The 17,712-nt window shown below is 72.7% G+C and carries 19 protein-coding genes and 1 riboswitch; of the genes, 13 read left to right on the forward strand and 6 right to left on the reverse strand.

Annotated elements, in window-relative coordinates; all coding sequences use genetic code 11:
- The first annotated feature begins 46 nt into the window (after positions 1-46).
- From ACWEPL_RS32200 to ACWEPL_RS32210, 3 genes are read left to right on the forward strand one after another with little or no spacing between them, the layout of a single operon-like run.
- Positions 47-787, forward strand: a complete 741-nt coding sequence (locus ACWEPL_RS32200; RefSeq protein ID WP_363963572.1) for a LytR/AlgR family response regulator transcription factor — start codon at positions 47-49, stop codon at positions 785-787.
- On the forward strand, positions 784-1,077 hold the full coding sequence (locus ACWEPL_RS32205; RefSeq protein ID WP_350729031.1) for a hypothetical protein: 294 nt from the start codon (positions 784-786) through the stop codon (positions 1,075-1,077). The genes ACWEPL_RS32200 and ACWEPL_RS32205 overlap by 4 nt, the downstream gene beginning before the upstream one ends.
- A 60-nt stretch (positions 1,078-1,137) precedes the next feature.
- Positions 1,138-2,628: a sodium:solute symporter family transporter gene (locus tag ACWEPL_RS32210; RefSeq protein ID WP_452438418.1), complete on the forward strand. Its 1,491-nt coding sequence runs from the start codon at positions 1,138-1,140 to the stop codon at positions 2,626-2,628.
- A 338-nt stretch (positions 2,629-2,966) separates the two neighbouring features.
- On the opposite strand, the gene ACWEPL_RS32215 is transcribed toward ACWEPL_RS32210, so the two are convergent.
- Positions 2,967-3,806: a deoxyribonuclease IV gene (locus ACWEPL_RS32215; RefSeq protein WP_363963576.1), complete on the reverse strand. Its 840-nt coding sequence runs from the start codon at positions 3,804-3,806 to the stop codon at positions 2,967-2,969.
- Between the two features lie 167 nt (positions 3,807-3,973).
- Between ACWEPL_RS32215 and uraD the strand changes: the two genes are divergently transcribed.
- Genes uraD through ACWEPL_RS32250 form a run of 7 tightly spaced genes read left to right on the forward strand, consistent with a single transcriptional unit; the run spans position 3,974 to position 8,630 of the window.
- Complete coding sequence (uraD, locus tag ACWEPL_RS32220) at positions 3,974-4,474, forward strand: 2-oxo-4-hydroxy-4-carboxy-5-ureidoimidazoline decarboxylase (RefSeq protein ID WP_355191621.1); 501 nt, start codon at positions 3,974-3,976, stop codon at positions 4,472-4,474.
- The gene (gene uraH, locus ACWEPL_RS32225; protein ID WP_185072939.1) at positions 4,471-4,770 is read left to right on the forward strand and encodes a hydroxyisourate hydrolase; all 300 of its coding nucleotides are present in this window, start codon (positions 4,471-4,473) and stop codon (positions 4,768-4,770) included. The genes uraD and uraH overlap by 4 nt, the downstream gene beginning before the upstream one ends.
- A complete protein-coding gene (pucL, locus tag ACWEPL_RS32230) occupies positions 4,771-5,631 on the forward strand; it encodes a factor-independent urate hydroxylase (RefSeq protein WP_363963579.1) in 861 nt (286 codons plus the stop codon).
- Between the two features lie 16 nt (positions 5,632-5,647).
- Positions 5,648-6,508 (forward strand): FAD binding domain-containing protein, encoded by an 861-nt coding sequence (locus ACWEPL_RS32235; protein ID WP_452438419.1) that lies wholly within the window; start codon positions 5,648-5,650, stop codon positions 6,506-6,508.
- Positions 6,508-6,981 (forward strand): (2Fe-2S)-binding protein, encoded by a 474-nt coding sequence (locus ACWEPL_RS32240; RefSeq protein ID WP_350729040.1) that lies wholly within the window; start codon positions 6,508-6,510, stop codon positions 6,979-6,981. The genes ACWEPL_RS32235 and ACWEPL_RS32240 overlap by 1 nt, the downstream gene beginning before the upstream one ends.
- The gene (locus ACWEPL_RS32245; RefSeq protein WP_452438420.1) at positions 6,978-8,369 is read left to right on the forward strand and encodes an 8-oxoguanine deaminase; all 1,392 of its coding nucleotides are present in this window, start codon (positions 6,978-6,980) and stop codon (positions 8,367-8,369) included. Before ACWEPL_RS32240 ends, ACWEPL_RS32245 begins: the two co-directional genes overlap by 4 nt.
- A gap of 48 nt (positions 8,370-8,417) precedes the next feature.
- The gene (locus ACWEPL_RS32250; RefSeq protein ID WP_350729043.1) at positions 8,418-8,630 is read left to right on the forward strand and encodes an EF-hand domain-containing protein; all 213 of its coding nucleotides are present in this window, start codon (positions 8,418-8,420) and stop codon (positions 8,628-8,630) included.
- A 56-nt stretch (positions 8,631-8,686) separates the two neighbouring features.
- Here ACWEPL_RS32250 and ppk2 read toward each other — a convergent pair whose 3' ends face one another.
- Complete coding sequence (gene ppk2, locus ACWEPL_RS32255; RefSeq protein ID WP_452438421.1) at positions 8,687-9,571, reverse strand: polyphosphate kinase 2; 885 nt, start codon at positions 9,569-9,571, stop codon at positions 8,687-8,689.
- 290 nt (positions 9,572-9,861) lie between these two features.
- Between ppk2 and ACWEPL_RS32260 the strand changes: the two genes are divergently transcribed.
- The 3 genes from ACWEPL_RS32260 to alc are packed head-to-tail and all read left to right on the forward strand — an operon-like array spanning position 9,862 to position 13,274.
- Positions 9,862-11,016, forward strand: coding sequence for a glycerate kinase (locus ACWEPL_RS32260; RefSeq protein WP_363963588.1), 1,155 nt, complete (start codon positions 9,862-9,864; stop codon positions 11,014-11,016).
- Entirely contained in the window at positions 11,017-12,321 is a 1,305-nt protein-coding gene (gene allB / locus ACWEPL_RS32265; protein WP_452438422.1) for an allantoinase AllB, read from the forward strand. It begins immediately after the preceding gene.
- Positions 12,322-12,323: 2 nt separating this feature from the next.
- Positions 12,324-13,274, forward strand: coding sequence for an allantoicase (alc, locus tag ACWEPL_RS32270; protein WP_350729049.1), 951 nt, complete (start codon positions 12,324-12,326; stop codon positions 13,272-13,274).
- Positions 13,275-13,443: 169 nt separating this feature from the next.
- Here alc and pknB read toward each other — a convergent pair whose 3' ends face one another.
- The 4 genes from pknB to thiO all read right to left on the reverse strand — a co-directional run bounded on the left by pknB (position 13,444) and on the right by thiO (position 17,604).
- Positions 13,444-15,348 carry a Stk1 family PASTA domain-containing Ser/Thr kinase gene (gene pknB, locus ACWEPL_RS32275; RefSeq protein ID WP_452438423.1) on the reverse strand — a complete coding sequence of 635 codons (1,905 nt, stop codon included), beginning with the start codon at positions 15,346-15,348 and terminating at the stop codon, positions 13,444-13,446.
- Positions 15,349-15,543: 195 nt separating this feature from the next.
- A complete protein-coding gene (locus ACWEPL_RS32280; protein WP_363963594.1) occupies positions 15,544-16,299 on the reverse strand; it encodes a thiazole synthase in 756 nt (251 codons plus the stop codon).
- Positions 16,292-16,492, reverse strand: coding sequence for a sulfur carrier protein ThiS (gene thiS / locus ACWEPL_RS32285; protein WP_350729053.1), 201 nt, complete (start codon positions 16,490-16,492; stop codon positions 16,292-16,294). The genes ACWEPL_RS32280 and thiS overlap by 8 nt, the downstream gene beginning before the upstream one ends.
- Positions 16,489-17,604: a glycine oxidase ThiO gene (gene thiO / locus ACWEPL_RS32290; RefSeq protein WP_397365995.1), complete on the reverse strand. Its 1,116-nt coding sequence runs from the start codon at positions 17,602-17,604 to the stop codon at positions 16,489-16,491. Before thiO ends, thiS begins: the two co-directional genes overlap by 4 nt.
- Positions 17,594-17,711: riboswitch (TPP riboswitch) on the reverse strand. Its footprint overlaps the gene before it by 11 nt.
- Between the last annotated feature and the right edge of the window lies 1 nt (position 17,712).

Below are 17,712 nucleotides of genomic sequence, written 5' to 3' on the forward strand. Positions count from 1 at the left end.
GGCGTGTCGCTTGTGACCTTTGCTTTCATACGGCAGCGTGGAGGACATGCTGAGAGTCCTGGCCGTCGACGACGAGGTGCCCGCTCTGGAGGAGCTCGCCTACCTGCTGCGCCAGGACGAACGGATCGAACACGTCGCGACCGCCGCCGACGGCGTCACGGCGCTGCAGGACATGGTGCAGATGATCGGCGGGGGCGAGCGGCTCGACGGGGTGTTCCTCGACATTCGCATGCCCGGGCTCGACGGGCTCGACCTGGCCCGGCTGGTCGGCGGGTTCCCCAGCCCGCCCCGGCTGGTGTTCGTGACGGCGCACGAGGAGTGCGCGGTGCAGGCGTTCGAGCTGGAGGCCGTCGACTACCTGCTCAAGCCGGTCAGGGCCGAGCGCCTGGCCGAGGCCGTGCGCCGGCTGGAGGCGACCTCCCTGCCCGCGCCCGAGCCCGGCCAGGACGAGGTGATCCCGGTCGAGCTGGGCGGGCGCACCAGGTTTGTGCCGCAGCAGGCGGTCTGGTTCGCCGAGGCCAAGGGCGACTACGTGCGGCTGCACACCGCCGACGGCAGCTACCTCGTCCGCATGTCGCTGGCCGCGCTGGAGCGGCGCTGGTCGGAGGCCGGGTTCATCCGCATCCACCGCAGCACGCTGGTCTCCGGTCGGCACGTCAGCGAGCTGCGCTTCGAGGGCGGGCGGGTGACGCTCACCGTCGGCACCGAGACGCTTCAGGTCAGCAGGCGGCACAGCCGGCAGGTACGCGAGCAGCTCGTACGCCACCACCGGGGTGTGATCTCGTGACGGCGGAGCGGCGGGTGATCGTCTCCCGCAGGCCGGCCGCGCTCGGGCGCTCCCGCGACCGGTTCGACCCGGACGACGGCGGGCCCGACGTGCCGGCGATCGTGGGGCGGCAGTTACGGCAGGCGCTGCTGACCGTGGGCGCCGTGGCCGCGCTGCTGGCGGGCGTCCCGGTGATCGCCGTGTGGGTGCCCGCTCCCTGGGCCTGGTTCGCGCTCTCGCTGGCCGTGCAGGGGGTCTGGGTCGTGCTGGCCGTGCTGCAGCTGAGGCGCGCGGAGCGGCTGGAAAGGTGAGCGGGCTGCGGCTGGGGCGGGCGGGGCGGCTGGAGAGATGAGCGGGCTGGGGCGGGAGAGATGACCGTCGCGGTGCTGACCGGGATCGCCTTCGTGCTGGTTCTGGGCGTCATGGTGGGCTCCGCGCGACCGCGCCGCTCCAGCGGCGTCTCCGACTTCTCCGTGGCGGCCAGGGCCGTTCCGCCCTGGTGGAACGGCGCCGCCATCGCCTCCGAGGTCACCTCGGCCGCGGCCTGCCTGGGACTGGCCGGGCTCATCGCCACCCGGGGCGGGCCGATGCTGTGGTATCCGCTGGGGGCCACGGCCGGGTTCGTCGTCATCCTCGCCCTGGTCGTCGCACCCTTGCGGCGCTCGGGGACGTACACGCTGCCCGACTTCGCCGAGTGGCGGCTGAGATCGGTCAGGCTGCGGCGCTCCGCCACGTTCCTCGTCCTGGTGATCGGGCTGGCGTTCATGGTCGCGCAGCTCCACGCGGCCGGGGCGGTGGTGCGGCTGCTGACCGGGCTCCCGCCGTGGCTCGGGTGGGTGGCCATCGCCTCGGCGGCGCTGGTCGTGGCCTGCGTGGGCGGGCTGGGGAGCGTGACGAGCGTGCTGGCCGCGCAGTTCTGGCTGAAGCTGGTCGTGTTCGCCGGGGTGGGGGCGGTGTGCTGGTGGGCGGCAGGCGCGCGGTCCGTCACCTGGTTCGAGGGGGCGTACCGGGCGGCCGAGCCGGGGCTGGCGGGAGTGGGCGACCCGTCGCTGCCTGGCGTGCTGACCGTGCTGGTGGCCTGCGCGCTGGGCACGATGGGGCTGCCGCACGTGATCGTCCGGGTCTACACCAACAGCGACGGGCGCGAGGCCAGGCGGTCGATCGTGGCGACGCAGGTCATGCTGGCGGTGTTCTGCGTCGTGCCGCCGCTGTACGGGCTTCTGGGGCACGGGCACGTGCACGAGGGGCCCTCGGACGAGATCGTGTTGCTGCTGCCCGCCAGGCTGCTCCCAGGGCCCGTGGGGGACGCGCTCACCGGGGCGCTCGCCGCCGGGGCCTTCGCCGCCTTCCTGGCCACCACGGCGGGCGTGCTGGTGGCGGTCGGGGGAGCGGTGTCGGCGTGCCTGGCCAGGGCCGGGGTGCGCGCCTTCCGCACGGCCGTGTGCCTGGTGCTGCTGGCCGCGCTCGCCCTGACGGCGCTGACCGGGCCGCAGGCGTCGGTGGCGCTCGTCCTGCTCGGCTTCAGCCTCTCGGCGGCCACGCTCTGCCCGCTGCTGGTGCTCGGGATCTGGTGGCGGCGGCTGACGGACGCCGGGGTGGCGGCCGGGTTCGCGCTCGGCGGGGGCGTGACGGCGGTGCTGGTGATCGAGGAGCAGGCGGGCGTGAAGATGGGCGTGCTCACGTCCAACCCCGCGCCGGTGGCGGTGCCGGTCGCGTTTGCCGCGATGGTAATGATTTCCCTGGTCACACCGGGTCGGATGCCGCGCGGGGTGGGGCGGATGATGGCCAGGATGCACCTGCCCGAGCATCTCGCGGGCCCACGGGACTACCGCTCGTCGCAGCACGGCGACCGCTCATCGTAACAGCACTCTCCGTATATCGATGACTACGGACCGTTCAACGAGCTGTCCGAAAACAGGGTATCGCCCGCAAGATCGCGACCGTAGTGTTTCGGCAACGAAAGCCACTCCGGCGCATCGGGGGGGACGAGCCGGGGGGCTCACAACAGGCCTGATGCGCCGGCTTCACCGGTGACCGCCCAGGTCACCACGGCTGCCGGGCCCCCATCCGGGGGTGGGGCCCGCCACGCCGGTCAGGTGAAGGGGCGCCTGCTGAGGCCCTCAGCCGGCCCCGCGATTCGGCCCTTCGGGGGCGGCCGGATCGCGCGAGCAGGCGCCCCTTTCACGACGAGCCGGCCGGGTCAGGAGTCGCGGAGCTTCTTCAGCAGGGCGATGTCCTCGGCGTGCTTGGGCGCCTTGCCCGGCGTCTCGATGCAGATCGGCACCCCCGCCACGGCCGGGTGGCGCATGAGGTCGGCGAACGGCTGCGCGCCGATGTGGCCGGCCCCGATGTTCTCGTGCCGGTCCTTCTTGGCGCCGCACACGTCCTTGGAGTCGTTGGCGTGGATCAGCTTGAGCCGCCCGGGGGCGATCTCGTGCAGCGCGTCGAACGTCTCCTTCACCCCGCCCGGCGCCGCGAGGTCGTGGCCGGCGGCGAAGGCGTGGCAGGTGTCGAGGCAGATGCCGACGCGCGGATGCCAGTCGAGCGCGGCCAGGTAGGGCTCGATGTCCTGGACGGTGGCGCAGAGCATGGCGCCCTGCCCCGCCATCGGCTCCAGCAGCAGGTCGGGCCCGCCGTCGGGGATCTCCTCCAGCAGCGGCAGCAGGTTTTCGCGCACCTGGCGCAGCGCGTCGTCGCGCGACTGGGTGACCGCCGAGCCCGTGTGCACCACGACTCCCTTGGCGCCGATCTCGGCGCCGCGCCGCAGCGTGTGGCGCACCAGCGCGATGGAGTTGGCCAGGGTCTCCGGGCTGGGCGAGCCGAAGTTGGCGAGATAGGGCACGTGGACGAACGCCTCGACGCCCGACTCGGTCAGCTTGGCGTCCTCGTCGGGCTTGCCTTCGGCGAGCGCCCAGGCGCGCGGGTTGGTCACGAAGACCTGGATCATCTCGGCGCCGATCTCGGCCATGTATGCCAGGCCGCCCGTCGCGAGGCCGCCCGCGACGAGCACGTGCCCGCCGATCAGGGATGTTGGGGTCATGATGGGTCTCAGTGTAGGCGCACGCCCCGACATCCCGGGGGCCGGCGCGGACCGGGCGCGTCGGCACGCCGGTTGGATGATGACACGAAAAGTCCTGGCCGCGGGGGTGGCAGGTTCGGAGTTCTCGCGGATGGACCGGGCACGAAGCGGGTGTGTGTACTTCTGACATGCCCGACACGCTGAGCGACTTCAACGCCGGCTCCCCGGCCGGCGCCGAGGAGGAGCTGCTGGCCTGCTGCGCCTCGCGCGCCTTCGCCGCGAAGGTGGCGGCGCTGCGGCCGTACGACGACGTCGACGAGCTCGTCGCGACCGCCGAGGCGGCCGTCCGGGACCTGGGGTGGGACGACGTGATGGAGGCGCTCGGGGCGCACCCGAGGATCGGGGAGCGGGCGGCGGGCGAGGCCAGGGAGGCGTCGTGGTCGCGCCAGGAGCAGTCCGGGGTGGAGGAGGAGGCGCGCCAGGCGTTGGCCGCGGGCAACAAGGCGTACGAGGACCGGTTCGGGCACGTCTACCTGGTCTGCGCCACCGGGCTCACCGGGGCCCAGATGCTGGCCAGGCTGCGCGAGCGGCTGGGCAACGACGAGGAGAGCGAGCGGGCGGCCGTGCGGGGCGAGCTGGCCGCGATCACCGCGCTGCGGCTGCGCAAGCTCATGAAGGAGGGGACATGAGCTTCTCGACGCACGTGCTGAACGCGGTCACCGGGCTGCCCGCGCGTGGCGTCCACGTCCGCCTGGAGCACGAGGGCCGGGTGGTGGCCGAGGGCCGCACCGACGACGACGGGCGCATCAAGGGCTGGAACCCGGGAGCCGGCGTCCACCGGGTCGTCTTCGACACCGGGGCCTACCTGGAGGAGACGTTCTACCCCGAGGTCGTCGTCACCTTCACCGTCGCCGACCCCGAACGGCACTACCACGTGCCCCTGCTGCTCAGCCCGTACGCCTACTCCACCTACCGAGGGAGCTAGATGTCCATCAGGCTCGGACCCAACCGCTACGGCAAGGCGGAGACCAGGCTCGTCCGCGTGGTCAGGGACGGCCCCGTCCACCACGTCAAGGACCTCAACGTCAGCACCTCCCTCTCCGGCGACATGGAGGCCGTCCACCTGACCGGCGACAACGCCGCCGTCCTGCCCACCGACACGCAGAAGAACACCGCGTACGCGCTGGCGAAGAAGCACGGCGTCGGCCAGATCGAGGAGTTCGCCCTCCTGCTGGCCAGGCACTTCGTGCAGGCGCAGCCGACCGTCCACCACGCCAGGGTCGAGATCGACGAGTACGCGTGGACCCGCCGCGGGCCGCACTCGTTCGTCCGCGACGGCGGCGAGGTGCGCACGTGCGTCGTCCACTGCGACCGGGACGGCCGCTCCACCGTGGTGTCCGGGCTCAAGGACCTGGTGCTGATGAACACGACCGGCTCGGAGTTCCACGGCTACATCGTGGACGAGTACACCACGCTGCCGCCCACCACCGACCGCGTGCTGGCCACCGCCGTCGCCGCGCGCTGGCGGCACGCGGGGGACACGCCCGCGTACGGCAAGTCGTACGAGCAGGTGCGGCAGTGCCTGCTGGACGCGTTCGCCGACACCCACAGCCTGTCGCTCCAGCAGACCCTTTACGCCATGGGCGAGCGCGCCCTGAACACCTGTCCCGAGATCTGCGAGATCCGGCTCGCGATGCCGAACAGGCACCACTTCGCCGTGGACCTGTCGCCGTTCGGCCTGGCCAACGAGAACGAGGTCTTCCACGCCGCCGACCGCCCTTACGGCCTGATCGAGGGCAGCGTGCTGCGGGAGGACGCACCCGGCGCCGGATTCGCCTGGGAGTAGGAGACGAGTAGCTGACATGGACTTCTTGCGACCCACGACGTGGGAGGAGGCGCTGGCCGCCAAGGCGGACCGGCCCGACGCGGTGCCCATCCAGGGCGGCACCGACGTGATGGTGGAGATCAACATGGACGTGCGCAGGCCCGCCGCGCTGCTCGACCTCAACCAGGTGGCCGAGCTGCGGGAGTGGGCCATGGTGGGCGCCATGTGCCGGCTCGGGGCCGCGGTGCCGTACGCGCGGATCATCGAGGAGCTGGCCGGGCCGCTGCCGGGGCTCGCCCAGGCCGCACGCACGGTCGGCTCGCCGCAGATCCGCAACCGCGGCTCCGTCGGCGGCAACCTCGGCGCTGCCTCGCCCGCCGGCGACAGCCACCCGCCGCTGCTGGCGGCCGGCGCGGTGGTCGAGGCGGAGTCGCGCGAGCGCGGCGTCAGGATGATCCCGGCCGACGACTTCTACCTGGGGGTCAAGCGCAGCGCGCTGGAGCCGGACGAGCTGATCAGGGCCGTGCACGTCAGGCCCGCGACCGGGCCCCAGTACTTCTCCAAGGTCGGCACGCGCAACGCCATGGTGATCGCGGTGTGCTCGTTCGGGATCGCGCTGCACCCGGACGAGCGGCGGGTCGGCACGGGGATCGGCTCCGCGGCGCCCACGCCGCGCCGGGCGCTGGAGGCGGAAGAGCTGCTGGCCCGCGAACTAGACTGGACGGCGCCGCTCGATCCGGCGCTGACCAGGCGATTCGGCGAGCTGTGCGCGGCGGCCGCGGCGCCGATCGACGACGTACGGGGCAAGGCCGCCTACCGGGTGCACGCCATCGGCGTGATGGCCCGCCGCACGCTGGCCTGGGCCTGGAACGACCATCTGGGAAAGAGGGCCGCCTGATGCGCGTCACCTTCACCGTCAACGGCCGGGAAGAGATCGCCGACGACGTCTGGGAAGGCGAGAGCCTCCTGTACGTGCTGCGCGAGCGCGTCGGGCTCCCCGGCTCCAAGAACGCCTGCGAGCAGGGCGAATGCGGATCCTGCACGGTCTATCTGGACGGCCTGCCGGTCTGCTCCTGCCTGGTCGCCGCCGGGCAGGCCGAGGGGCGTCAGGTGCGCACCGTCGAAGGGCTGGCCGAGGAGGACCGGCTCGACCCGGTCCAGCAGGCGTTCGTGGAGTGCGGGGCCGTGCAGTGCGGGTTCTGCACGCCGGGGCTGCTGGTGCAGGCGCACGACCTGATCGCGCGGGTGGAGCGGCCCTCCGACGCGGAGATCAGGGAGGCGCTGGCCGGGAACCTGTGCCGGTGCACGGGCTACGAGAAGATCATCGAAGCGGTACGGCTGGCGGCGTCGCGGAAGGCGGCCGCCGAGTGAGCCTGCTCATCGAGAACGTCCACATCGCGCCGGTCGCCGGCCCGGAGATCCAATCCGGATATATCAGGATCGAGGGGGACCGGATCGCGGAGCTCGGCCCCGGTCCCGCCCCCACCACTCCGGGCACGGGGCCCGGCGTTGCCAGGATCGACGGCACCGGCTGCCTGGCCACCCCCGGCCTCGTCAACACCCACCACCACCTCTACCAGTGGGCCTCGCAGGGCCTGGCCCAGGACGCGACGCTGTTCGAGTGGCTGGTCGCGCTCTACCGGGTGTGGGCCGCCATGGACGCCGAAGTGGTCAACGGGGCGGCCACGGCGGGCCTCGGCTGGCTGGCGCTGTCGGGCTGCACCACCTCCAGCGACCACCACTACATCTTCCCCAAGGGCAGGGGCGACCTGTTCGCGGCCGAGATCGAGGCCGCCCGCGAGGTGGGCATCCGCTTCCACCCCGCCCGCGGCTCGATGGACCGTGGCGAGTCGCAGGGCGGGCTGCCGCCGGACGTCGTGGTCGAGGAGCTGGACGAGATCCTGGCCGCCACGTCGGAGGCCGTGGACGCCTACCACGACCCGTCCTTCTCCTCGATGCTGCGGATCGCGGTCGCGCCGTGCTCGCCGTTCTCCTCCAGCGCCGAGCTGATGACCGAGTCCGCCGCCCTGGCCAGGGCCAAGGGCGTACGCCTGCACACGCACGTCGCCGAGACCTCGGACGAGGACGAGCACTGCCTGGCCCAGTTCGGCCTTCGCCCCGTGGACTACATGGAGAAGCTGGGCTGGCTGGGGCCCGACGTATGGTTCGCGCACTCCGTACACCTGAGTGACGACGACATCGGCAAGCTCGCCGCCACCGGCACGGGATCGGCGCACTGCCCCTCGTCGAACGGCCGGCTCGGCGCCGGCATCGCCCGCGTCTCCGAGATGCTGCGCCGCGGCGCGAACGTGGGCCTCGGCGTGGACGGCAGCGCCTCCTCCGAGCTGACGCCGCTCGTGGGAGAGCTGCGGCAGGCCCTGCTCTTCCAGCGCGCCAGGTACGGCCCCCAGGCGCTCACCGCCCGCCAGGCCCTCGAGATCGCCACGCTCGGCGGGGGCCGCAACCTCGGCCGCGAGCACGAACTCGGCACCCTCGAACCCGGCAAGCTGGCCGACCTCGCCCTCTGGCGCGTCGATGGCCCCTTCACCTCGGCGGTGGCCGACCCGGTCTGCGCGCTCGTCTTCGGCCCCCCGCCGCCGCTGGCGCGGGTGCTGGTCGGCGGCCGGGTCGTGGTCGAGGACGGCGAGCTGCGGACCGTCCCCCAGGACGCCGCCGGGCGCGCGGGAGCCGAGGCCCACCGCCGGCTGATGCGGCTGGCGGACGAACGTGGCCTGACCGCCGCCAAGGAGCTCCACTGACCGGGAGACTAGGGTGGGAATGTCCCGAACGAGCAGGAAGGCGATCCCATGCCCGAGGAACTCCCCGACGAGCGGCTGGCGCAGCTCAAGAGCACTTTCGCGTCGATCGACACGGACGGCGACGGCTACATCAGCGAGGCCGAGCTGACGAAGCACTTCCCGGGTCTCCCGGCGGAGGCGCTGGGGGCGATGAGCCAGGCCGCCGACTCCGACCAGGACGGCCGCTACTCGCTGGAGGAGTTCATCCGCACGGTCTCCTGACCTTTCCGGGTCACCTGGCGCATCCGCGTCGAAGAACCGGCCGCGACGCCCGTCGGTCAGGCGGGCAAGCCGGTGTGGTCCTCCTCGAAGATGTCGGCCGCCGACCGGACGATGAGCGGGTCCGGGGTGCCGACCACCTCGTAGTCCTTGTTGTCGTAGTGGAACAGGCTCAGCACGTGACGCATGGCCTCCACCCGGCCGCGCTTCTTGTCGTTGCTCTTGATGACCGTCCAGGGAGCCTCGGCGATGTCGGTGTGGAGGAACATCTCCTCCTTGGCGAGGGTGTAGTCGTCCCACCTGTCGAGCGAGGCCAGGTCCATCGGCGACAACTTCCACTGCCTCACGGGGTCGACCTGGCGGATGATGAAGCGGGTGCGCTGCTCGGAGCGGGTCACCGAGAACCAGAGCTTGATCAGACGGATGCCGTCGCGTACCAGGGCCCCCTCGAACTGCGGCGCCTGCTGCATGAACTCGCGGCACTGGGCCTCGGTGCAGAAGCCCATCACGCGCTCGACCCCGGCACGGTTGTACCAGGAGCGGTCGAACAGGACGATCTCCCCGGCGGCGGGCAGGTGGGCGATGTAGCGCTGGAAGTACCACTGGGTGCGCTCGCGCTCCGACGGCTTCTCCAACGCGACCACCGTGGCGCCGCGGGGGTTGAGGTGCTCCATGAACCGCTTGATGGTGCCGCCCTTGCCCGCCGCGTCCCGGCCCTCGAACAGGATGACCAGCCGCTCCCCGTTCGCCTTGACCCAGTACTGCAGCTTGAGCAACTCGATCTGCAGCAGCCGCTTGACGCGGTCGTACTCCTGCCGCTGCATTCGCTCGGGATACGGGTAGTGCTCGCGCCAGGTGTCGAACGGGCTGCCGTCAGGCCGCAGCAGTACCGGATCGTCATCGTCACTGTCGTCCACGATCAGGCCCGGCGTCGAATCCAGCAAGCGAACCTGCTCCGTGTCCGGAAGGGCAACCTGCTTCACGCCCACCGCCTCGTCGTTTCCGCCTCGCATCAGCTTCCCGTACCCGCCAAGCCATCAGGGGAACAATTCGGGATGATCGGGTTAATGCCGTACGGCATCACCAGCACCGTGCGGTCGTCCTGGCCGCCGGCGTACCGGTGTGGTTCCTTGGAACACGCCAGTGTCAAGATGATGGGTCACGCCTTCCTGCCCGCTCGCACCGGGCAGGAAGGCGTGTCAGGACATTGTTCACCATCCTGTAGGGGTTCGTAGTGGTTCAGCAGGTTCTGGTCGCCCCCGACAAGTTCAAGGGGTCGCTGACGGCGGCCGAGGTGGCCGCCCGGGTCTCGGCCGGGCTCGGCGTGCCCACGGTGGAGCTGCCGGTGGCCGACGGGGGCGACGGCACCGTGGACGCGGCCGTGGCCGGCGGGTTCAGCCGGGTCACGATCGAGGTCACCGGGCCCACCGGCGAGCGGATCTCCGCCTCGTACGCCTGGCAGGACGCCGACGCGACGGCGGTGGTGGAGCTGGCGGAGGCGTCGGGGCTGCGCCGCCTCCCCGGCGGGCACGAGCCGCTGACCGCCACCAGCCACGGCACGGGCGAGCTGATCGCGGACGCCGTGCGCCGGGGCGCCAAGCGCGTGGTCCTGGGGCTGGGCGGGAGCGCCTGCACCGACGGGGGAGCGGGCATGGCGCAGGCGCTCGGCGCGCGCCTGCTGGACGCCGACGGCGGCGACCTCCCCCGGGGCGGGGCCGCGCTGAAGGAGCTCGCCCGGATCGATCTGTCGGGGTTCACGGACGTCTCCGGCGTGGAGTTCGTGGTGGCCAGCGACGTGGACAACCCGCTCCTCGGCCCGCACGGCGCCGCCGCCGTCTACGGGCCCCAGAAGGGCGCCACCCCGGACGACGTCAAGACGCTGGAGGCCGGCCTGACCCGGCTGGCCGCCGTCGCGACCGCCACTCACGGGCTGATGGGCGCGGTCGAGCACGACGACACGCCGCGCGCGATGGGCGTGGCGGGCGCGCCGGGGGCGGGGGCGGCCGGCGGGGTGGGGTTCGCCGCGCTGGCGTTCCTGCACGCCGAGATCCGGCCCGGCATCGGCTACCTGCTCGACCTGCTCGGGTTCGGCGAGCTGGTCAAGGACGCGCGGCTGGTGATCACCGGCGAGGGGTCGCTCGATGAGCAGTCCCTGCGCGGCAAGGCCCCCGTCGGCGTGGCGCGGGCCGCGGCCGAGGCGGGCGTCCCCGTGGTGGCCGTCTGTGGGCGCCGTACGCTCACCGACGACGAGCTGAGGGCCGCCGGCATCGAGGCCGCCTACGCCCTCACCGACCTCGAACCCGACCCCGAGCGCTGCATGGCCGAGGCCGGGCCCCTGCTCGAACGCCTGGCCGCGCGGCTGGCCGCCGTCCATCTCCAAGAGGACTAGATGATCGATCTGGTGATCCGATCCCGCCGCACCGTCACCCCCGAGGGGGAGCGGGCGGCGGCGGTGGCCGTGCGGGGCGAGAAGATCGCGGGCCTGTACGACTACGACGCCCCGCTCGACGCCGCCGAGGACATCGACCTGCGCGACCTGGCCCTGCTCCCCGGCCTGGTCGACACCCACGTGCACGTCAACGAACCGGGGCGGACGCACTGGGAGGGGTTCGGCTCGGCGACCAGGGCGGCCGCCGCCGGAGGCGTCACCACGATCCTCGACATGCCGCTCAACTCCCTTCCGCCCACCGTGAACGTGGCCGCCTTCGAGGCCAAGCTGCGGGCCGCCGAGGGGCAGTGCCACGTGGACGTGGGCTTCTGGGGCGGGGCCGTGCCGGGCAACGTCAAGGACCTCGCGCCCCTGCGCGAGCGCGGGGTCTTCGGGTTCAAGTGCTTCATGTCGCCGTCGGGGGTGGAGGAGTTCCCGCCGCTCGGCGACTCCGAGCTGCGGGAGGCGCTGACCGAGGTCGCCGCGGTCGGCGGGGTGATGGTGGTGCACGCCGAGGACCCGGCGCTGCTCGGGGAGCCGGCCGGGCCGACGTACCGGGAGTTCCTGGAGTCGCGGCCGGGGGAGTCGGAGCGCAGCGCCGTCGCACGGGTGGTGGGGCTGGCGGCGCGGACCGGCGCCCGGGTGCACATCCTGCACGTCTCCAGCGCCTCCTGCCTGGAGGTGCTGGAGTCGGCCCAGGCCGAGGGCGTGGCGGTCACGGCGGAGACGTGCCCCCACTACCTGACGCTGGCGGCCGAGCAGGTGCCCGAGGGGGCGACCGCGTACAAGTGCTGCCCGCCCATCCGTTCCGAGGCCAACCGCGACCTGCTGTGGGACGGGCTGGCCAGGGGCGTGCTGAGCTGCGTCGTGTCCGACCACTCGCCCTCACCCGCCGACCTCAAGGTGCCCGACTTCGCCGCCGCCTGGGGCGGCATCGCCTCGCTGCAGCTCGGGCTGCCCGCGGTCTGGACGGAGGCGTCGAGGAGGGGGCACGGGCTGGGGGACGTGGTGCGCTGGATGTCGGCCAATCCGGCGGCGATGGCCGACATTCCCGGAAAAGGCGGGATAAAGCCGGGTAATGATGCCGATCTGGTGGCCTTCGACCCGGCCGCCGACAACCCCGTGGACGCCGCGCGCCTGCACCACAAGAACCCGGTCACCCCGTACCACGGCCAGGTGCTCAAGGGCGCCGTACTGACCACCTGGCTGCGCGGGCGGCCCGTGGACGACGTGCCGCACGGACGATTCCTGTTGGGAGAGCAGTAGATTTGCCAGGTTTCAGCACCCTGCCGGACCTCGCCCTGCGCACGCTCGGCGGCTCGGTCGTGGCGGCCAGCGACGAGTCGTTCGCCGAGAAGGAGAGCCTGATCCGGCCGGGGCGGCCCGGTTTCCAGGCGGAGACGTTCGGGAGCAAGGGGCAGGTCTACGACGGGTGGGAGACCCGCCGCCGCCGCTCGCCCGGCCACGACTGGGCCCTGGTACGGCTCGGAGTCCCCGGCGTGATCCGCGGTGTGGTGATCGACACGGCCTGGTTCAAGGGCAACTACCCGCCCCACGCCCGCGTCGAGGCGGCCTCGGTCGAGGGCCACCCCTCCCCGGCCGAGCTCGAGGCCGCTGCGTGGACGGAGATCGTGCCCCGGGCCGAGCTCACCGGTGACAGCGAGCACCACTTCGCCGTCACCGACGAGCGCCGGTTCACCCACGTGCGGCTGAGCATCTTCCCCGACGGCGGCGTCGCCCGCCTCCGGGTGCACGGGGAGGCCCGGCCCGACCTGTCCGTGTACGACGGGCTCGGCCTCGACCTGGCCGCGCTCGCGAACGGCGCGCTGGTCACCGCCTGCTCCAACGAGTTCTACTCGGCCCCCAACAACGCCATCGCCCCCGGCCTGGCCCGCCACCAGGCGGAGGGCTGGGAGACCGCCCGCCGCCGCGGCGACGGGAACGACTGGCTGGTCATCCGGCTGGCCGGGCGCGGCGTGATCGGTCTGGCCGAGATCGACACCACGAACCTGCTGTTCAACGCGCCGGGCGCGGTCTCGCTGACGGGCCTGGACGGTGACCGGGAGGTGGAGCTCCTCCCGAGGACGCGCCTGCAGCCCGACACCCCACACCGCTTCCGTCTCGCCCACCCTGACCCGGTCACGCACGTACGGGTGGACATCTACCCGGACGGCGGCCTGGCCCGCGTCCGCCTCCACGGCCACCTCGCCACGCCCTGACCAACCCGCGTCCGCCTCGCCAACCCCGGGCCGTGGCGGCCGCCCAAGCCTCAGCCCTTCACCTGTGCGACGGCTCTGTGCAGGCGGCGCGGGCCGAGGTCCCTCAAGGCCCTGGCGTGACCGACGCGTTTCGGCGTCCGGTGATCGCCCGTGTGTCGCCGAAGGGACCTCACTGCCAGAGGACGACCGTGGCCCCCTGCGGCCGCTCGCTGTTGGGCAACGGCCGCTGGAACTGGACCACCCCGCGGTTGCCCAGCCGCTGCACCCGCACCTTGAACCCCAGCGCCTCTAACTCCGCCTTGGCGTCCCTGACCTCCTTGCCGATCACCGCCGGCACCAGGGCGAACTGCTGGTCGTCGCGGGCCTCGTCGTCCCTGTCGCCGTTGAACCAGTCCCAGAAGTCCGTCTGGCACCGGGCCACCGTGACCATGACCTGCGCGCCCTTGTCCACCTCGGACTTCGCCTTGGGCGTCTGCGCGATGACCGTGCACGGCTCGGCGTCGTCGTCGACCTCGTTGACCTGAACCTGGAAGCCCAGACCACCGAGATACTGGGCGGCCTCGTCCTTGGGCATGCTGTTGACGTCGGGCATCACCATGCCGGCGCTGACGTAGATGTCGACCTTGGCGCCCTCCCGCACCTTCTCGCCGACCTGCGGCGAGGTGCGGATGACCTTGTCGCGCTCGACCTCCTGGTTGGCCAGCCGCTTGACGACGCCCACGGTCAGCCCGGCATCGGCGATCTTGGCCCGGGCCTGGTCGCCGGTCATGCCCTCGGTGTTGGGCACGGCGACGCGCTTGGGCCCGAGCGAGGGGACCAGCGTGATCGTGGTGCCCTTCTCCACCTCGGTGGCGGCCGCCGGGTCGGTGCTGAGGACTAGGCCCGCGGCCATCTTCTCGTTGTTGACGCCGTCGGCCTCCTGGACCTTGAAACCGGCCGCGGCGGCGCTGCTCTTGGCCAGCGCCAGGTTCTTGCCGACCAGGTCGGGGACGGAGACCATCTCGGGCTGCGCGAAGTACCAGCCGGTCAGCCCGACCGCGACCACCATGACCCCGGCCAGCAGCACCAGGAACCAGTTGGGCTTGAACCCCGCCCGCTGCCCCTGCGGCGGCACCTCCGCCCGCGGCTGGATCAAGGTGTGGGCGGGGGCGGGCTGGGGCATCGAGGCGGCGCCGGAGGCGTTGAACACCTGCGTCTGGGCGTGGGAGGCCGGCGGGTTGGTCAGGCGCGGCAGCATCCGGTGCGCGTCGACGGCGGCCACGAGCATCGCGGTCGCGTCGGCGGGGCGCTGGTCCGGCTCGCGGGCCGTCGCCTGGGTCACCAGCGTGTCGATCAGCGGCGGCACGTCGGGGAACACCGAGGACGGCGCGGGCACGGTGTCGTGGACGTGCCGGTAGGCCACCGACATGGGCGTCGCGCCGTCGTACGGCTGCTGGCCGGTGACCAGCTCGAACAGCATGATGCCCGCGGCGTAGACGTCGCTGCGCACGTCGGCGGCGCCGGTGGTGACCTGCTCGGGCGCCATGTAGCCGATGGTGCCGATCATCACGCCGGTGCGGGTCTGGTTGGTGGCCTCGATGGCCCGGGCCAGGCCGAAGTCGACGACCTTGACCCGGCCGTCGTCGGTCATCAGGACGTTTTCCGGCTTCACGTCGCGGTGGACCATCCCGGCCTGGTGGGCCGCGCCGAGGGCGGCGAGCACCGGGATCATGATCTCGAGCGCCTCGCGGGCGGGCAGCCTGCCGCGCTCGCGCAGGATGTCGCGCAGCGTCTTGCCGGGCACGTACTCCATCGACAGGTAGACGACGTCGTTGTCCGTGCCCTGGTCGAAGACGTGCACCACGTTGGGGTGTGAGAGGCGGGCAACCGACTTGGCCTCGCCGATGAACCTCCGCACGAACGCGGGGTCCTCGGCCAGTGAGCCGTGCATGACCTTCAGCGCCACCGTCCGGTCCAGGCGGACGTCCAGCGCGAGGTAGACGGTCGCCATACCGCCCCGGGCGATCCGGCTCTCGATGCGGTAGCGCCCATCGAGGAGCCGCCCGACCAGGGGGTCCGCAGTCGTCGTATCCACCCCGCTGAGTTTACGGGCGTTTTGCCACTGGGAGGGCCTCGCCGCCCGAAACCGATGCTGAGACGTTCCCGTTGGAACGTCCCAGCTCCCCACGCGTCCCTCGGGTCAGCGAGCCCCCGTCACTCCGGCCGGGGGCCACCGGCACTCGGGCCGGGGAGTCGTCGGCACTCGGGGGAGGGGGCATCGGCACTCCGGTCAGGGAGCCATCGGTGAGGAGGCCTCGGCGTAGCGCCTGCGCGGGATGCGGCCCGCCAGCCGCGCCAGCCGTCCGGCCTCCACGGCCTGCTTCATGGCGACCGCCATGAGATCGGGCCGCTGGGCCCTGGTGACCGCCGTGGCCAGCATCACGGCGGCGCAGCCCAGCTCCATCGCCAGCGCGGCGTCGCTGGCCGTGCCGATGCCCGCGTCGAGCACCACCGGCACGGAAACGGCCTCCACGATCAGCTCGATGCTGTGCGGGTTGCGGATGCCGAGACCCGAGCCGATCGGCCCGCCCAGCGGCATGACGGCCGAGCAGCCCGCCTGCTCCAGCCGCCGGGCCAGCGCCGGGTCGTCCCCGATGTACGGCAGCACCACGAACCCGTCGGCCACCAGCCGCTCGGCCGCGTCGAACGTCTCGATCGGGTCGGGCAGCAGGGTCCGCTCGTCGGAGATGACCTCGACCTTGATCCAGTTCGTGCCGAGGGCCTCCCTGGCCAGCCGTGCCGTCAGCACGGCCTCGCCCGCCGTGAAGCAGCCCGCGGTGTTGGGGAGCACCTTGATGTCCCGCTTGCGCAGCACGTCCAGGACCGAGCCGCGGGCGTTCGGGTCGAGCCGCCGGATCGCCACCGTGGTCAGCTCGGTGCCGGACGCGGCCAGCGCCTGGTCGAGCACGTCCAGCGAGGGCGCGCCGCCGGTGCCCATGATGAGCCGGGAGGAGAAGCTCTCCCCGGCGATGATCAGATCATCCACCTTGCACCGCCGTCAGAACCTCCACCCGGTCACGGTCGCTGAGCGCCGTCGTCTCCCACGAGCTCCGCGTGACCACCTCGTCGTTGACGGCCACGGCCACTCCGGTGGTGGCCGTGGTCAATGTGCGTACGGCCTGCGCCACGGTCGTGCCGTCGGCCACCTCGTGGGAGGCCCCGTTGATCATCACAATCATGAAATATCCCGAAATCTCCCAGGCGAGCACATTGCGGCGAGCTCGCCCTCCTCGCCCAGCAGGATGTCCGCCGTGAGCGGCGCCAGGAGCACGCCGCCCCGGTGATGGCCGGTGGCCAGCGCCAGCCCCGGGGTGCCGCTCGGGCCGATGAGCGGCAGGTTGTCCGGCGTGCCCGGCCGCAGCCCGGCCACCACGTCGGAGACCTCCAGCTCGGTGATGCCCGGCACCAGCTCCCTGGCGTCGCGCAGCAGCTCGTAGAGCCCGCCCGCGGTCACCCTGGTGTCGAAGCCCATCTCCTCCTGCGTGGCCCCGACCACCAGCTCGCCGTCGCCCCGGGGGACGAGGTAGACCGGCGTGCCGTGCACGGTGCCGCGGACGCACCGGGTGAGCAGCGGCTGCGGCGAACGCAACCGCATGATCTGCCCCTTGACCGGCCGGACCGGCACCTCGGCCAGCCCGGCGCTCCACGCCCCGGCCGCCAGGATCACCCGCTCCGCCCGCAGCTCGGCTCGCCGGTCGTCGCCGCCGGGCGGCTCCAGGCGTACCCCTGTGACCCGGCCGCCGTCGCGCAGCAGCTCGCCGACGCGCGCCCGTACGAGCTGGACTCCCCGCCGGTCGAGCGCGGCGAGCAGCGCCGCCGTCACGCGGCGCGGGTCCACCCAGGAATCGCCGACGGCCAGCAGCCCGCCCCGCACCGAGGGAGCCAACATGGGCTCCAGGCGGCGGCACTCGCGGCCGGTCAGTCGCCGGACGGGGAGCTCCAGCTTCTCCAGGTACGCGGCCAGCTCGTCCAGCGCGGCCAGGTCGTCCGCCCCGAACGCCACGTCGAGCGTCCCCTCGGAGCGCAGGTCCAGGGCCTCGGGGCCGGCCAGCCCCGCGTCGGCGGCCAGCTCGGCGGCGAAGGCGGGCCAGCGGCGCAGCGACGCCACGCCGAGCCGCAGCAGCGGCACCTCCGTGTAGGTGACCTCGCTGACCGGCGCCAGCATCCCCGCGGCCGCGTGTGAGGCCCCCGAGGCGGGGGCCGGGTCCACCAGGGTGACGGGCCGCCCTTCGCGGGCAAGCCGCCAGGCCAGCGAGAGGCCGACGACCCCGCCGCCCACGATCACATCCATCCGCGCTCCCTTCGCCGGCATGATCCGGATCAGGTGTCTTGCGGTCGAAGGCCCGATGGCAGCCTTCCTCTCAGCCCGGTCACGGCCGGACTCCCGCGCGTCTTACGC

This window comes from Nonomuraea sp. NPDC004186 (genome assembly GCF_053603495.1).

Bases quoted from the DNA above. Each gene is read 5' to 3' on its own strand.
- allB (WP_452438422.1), top strand. From the start codon at position 11,017: ATGATCGATCTGGTGATCCGATCCCGCCGCACCGTCACCCCCGAGGGG.
- uraD (WP_355191621.1), top strand. From the start codon at position 3,974: ATGCCCGACACGCTGAGCGACTTCAACGCCGGCTCCCCGGCCGGCGCC.
- uraH (WP_185072939.1), top strand. From the start codon at position 4,471: ATGAGCTTCTCGACGCACGTGCTGAACGCGGTCACCGGGCTGCCCGCG.
- ACWEPL_RS32250 (WP_350729043.1), top strand. From the start codon at position 8,418: ATGCCCGAGGAACTCCCCGACGAGCGGCTGGCGCAGCTCAAGAGCACT.
- ACWEPL_RS32210 (WP_452438418.1), top strand. From the start codon at position 1,138: ATGACCGTCGCGGTGCTGACCGGGATCGCCTTCGTGCTGGTTCTGGGC.
- ACWEPL_RS32240 (WP_350729040.1), top strand. From the start codon at position 6,508: ATGCGCGTCACCTTCACCGTCAACGGCCGGGAAGAGATCGCCGACGAC.
- pucL (WP_363963579.1), top strand. From the start codon at position 4,771: ATGTCCATCAGGCTCGGACCCAACCGCTACGGCAAGGCGGAGACCAGG.
- ACWEPL_RS32200 (WP_363963572.1), top strand. From the start codon at position 47: ATGCTGAGAGTCCTGGCCGTCGACGACGAGGTGCCCGCTCTGGAGGAG.
- ACWEPL_RS32235 (WP_452438419.1), top strand. From the start codon at position 5,648: ATGGACTTCTTGCGACCCACGACGTGGGAGGAGGCGCTGGCCGCCAAG.
- ACWEPL_RS32215 (WP_363963576.1), bottom strand. From the start codon at position 3,806: ATGACCCCAACATCCCTGATCGGCGGGCACGTGCTCGTCGCGGGCGGC.
- thiS (WP_350729053.1), bottom strand. From the start codon at position 16,492: ATGATTGTGATGATCAACGGGGCCTCCCACGAGGTGGCCGACGGCACG.
- thiO (WP_397365995.1), bottom strand. From the start codon at position 17,604: ATGGATGTGATCGTGGGCGGCGGGGTCGTCGGCCTCTCGCTGGCCTGG.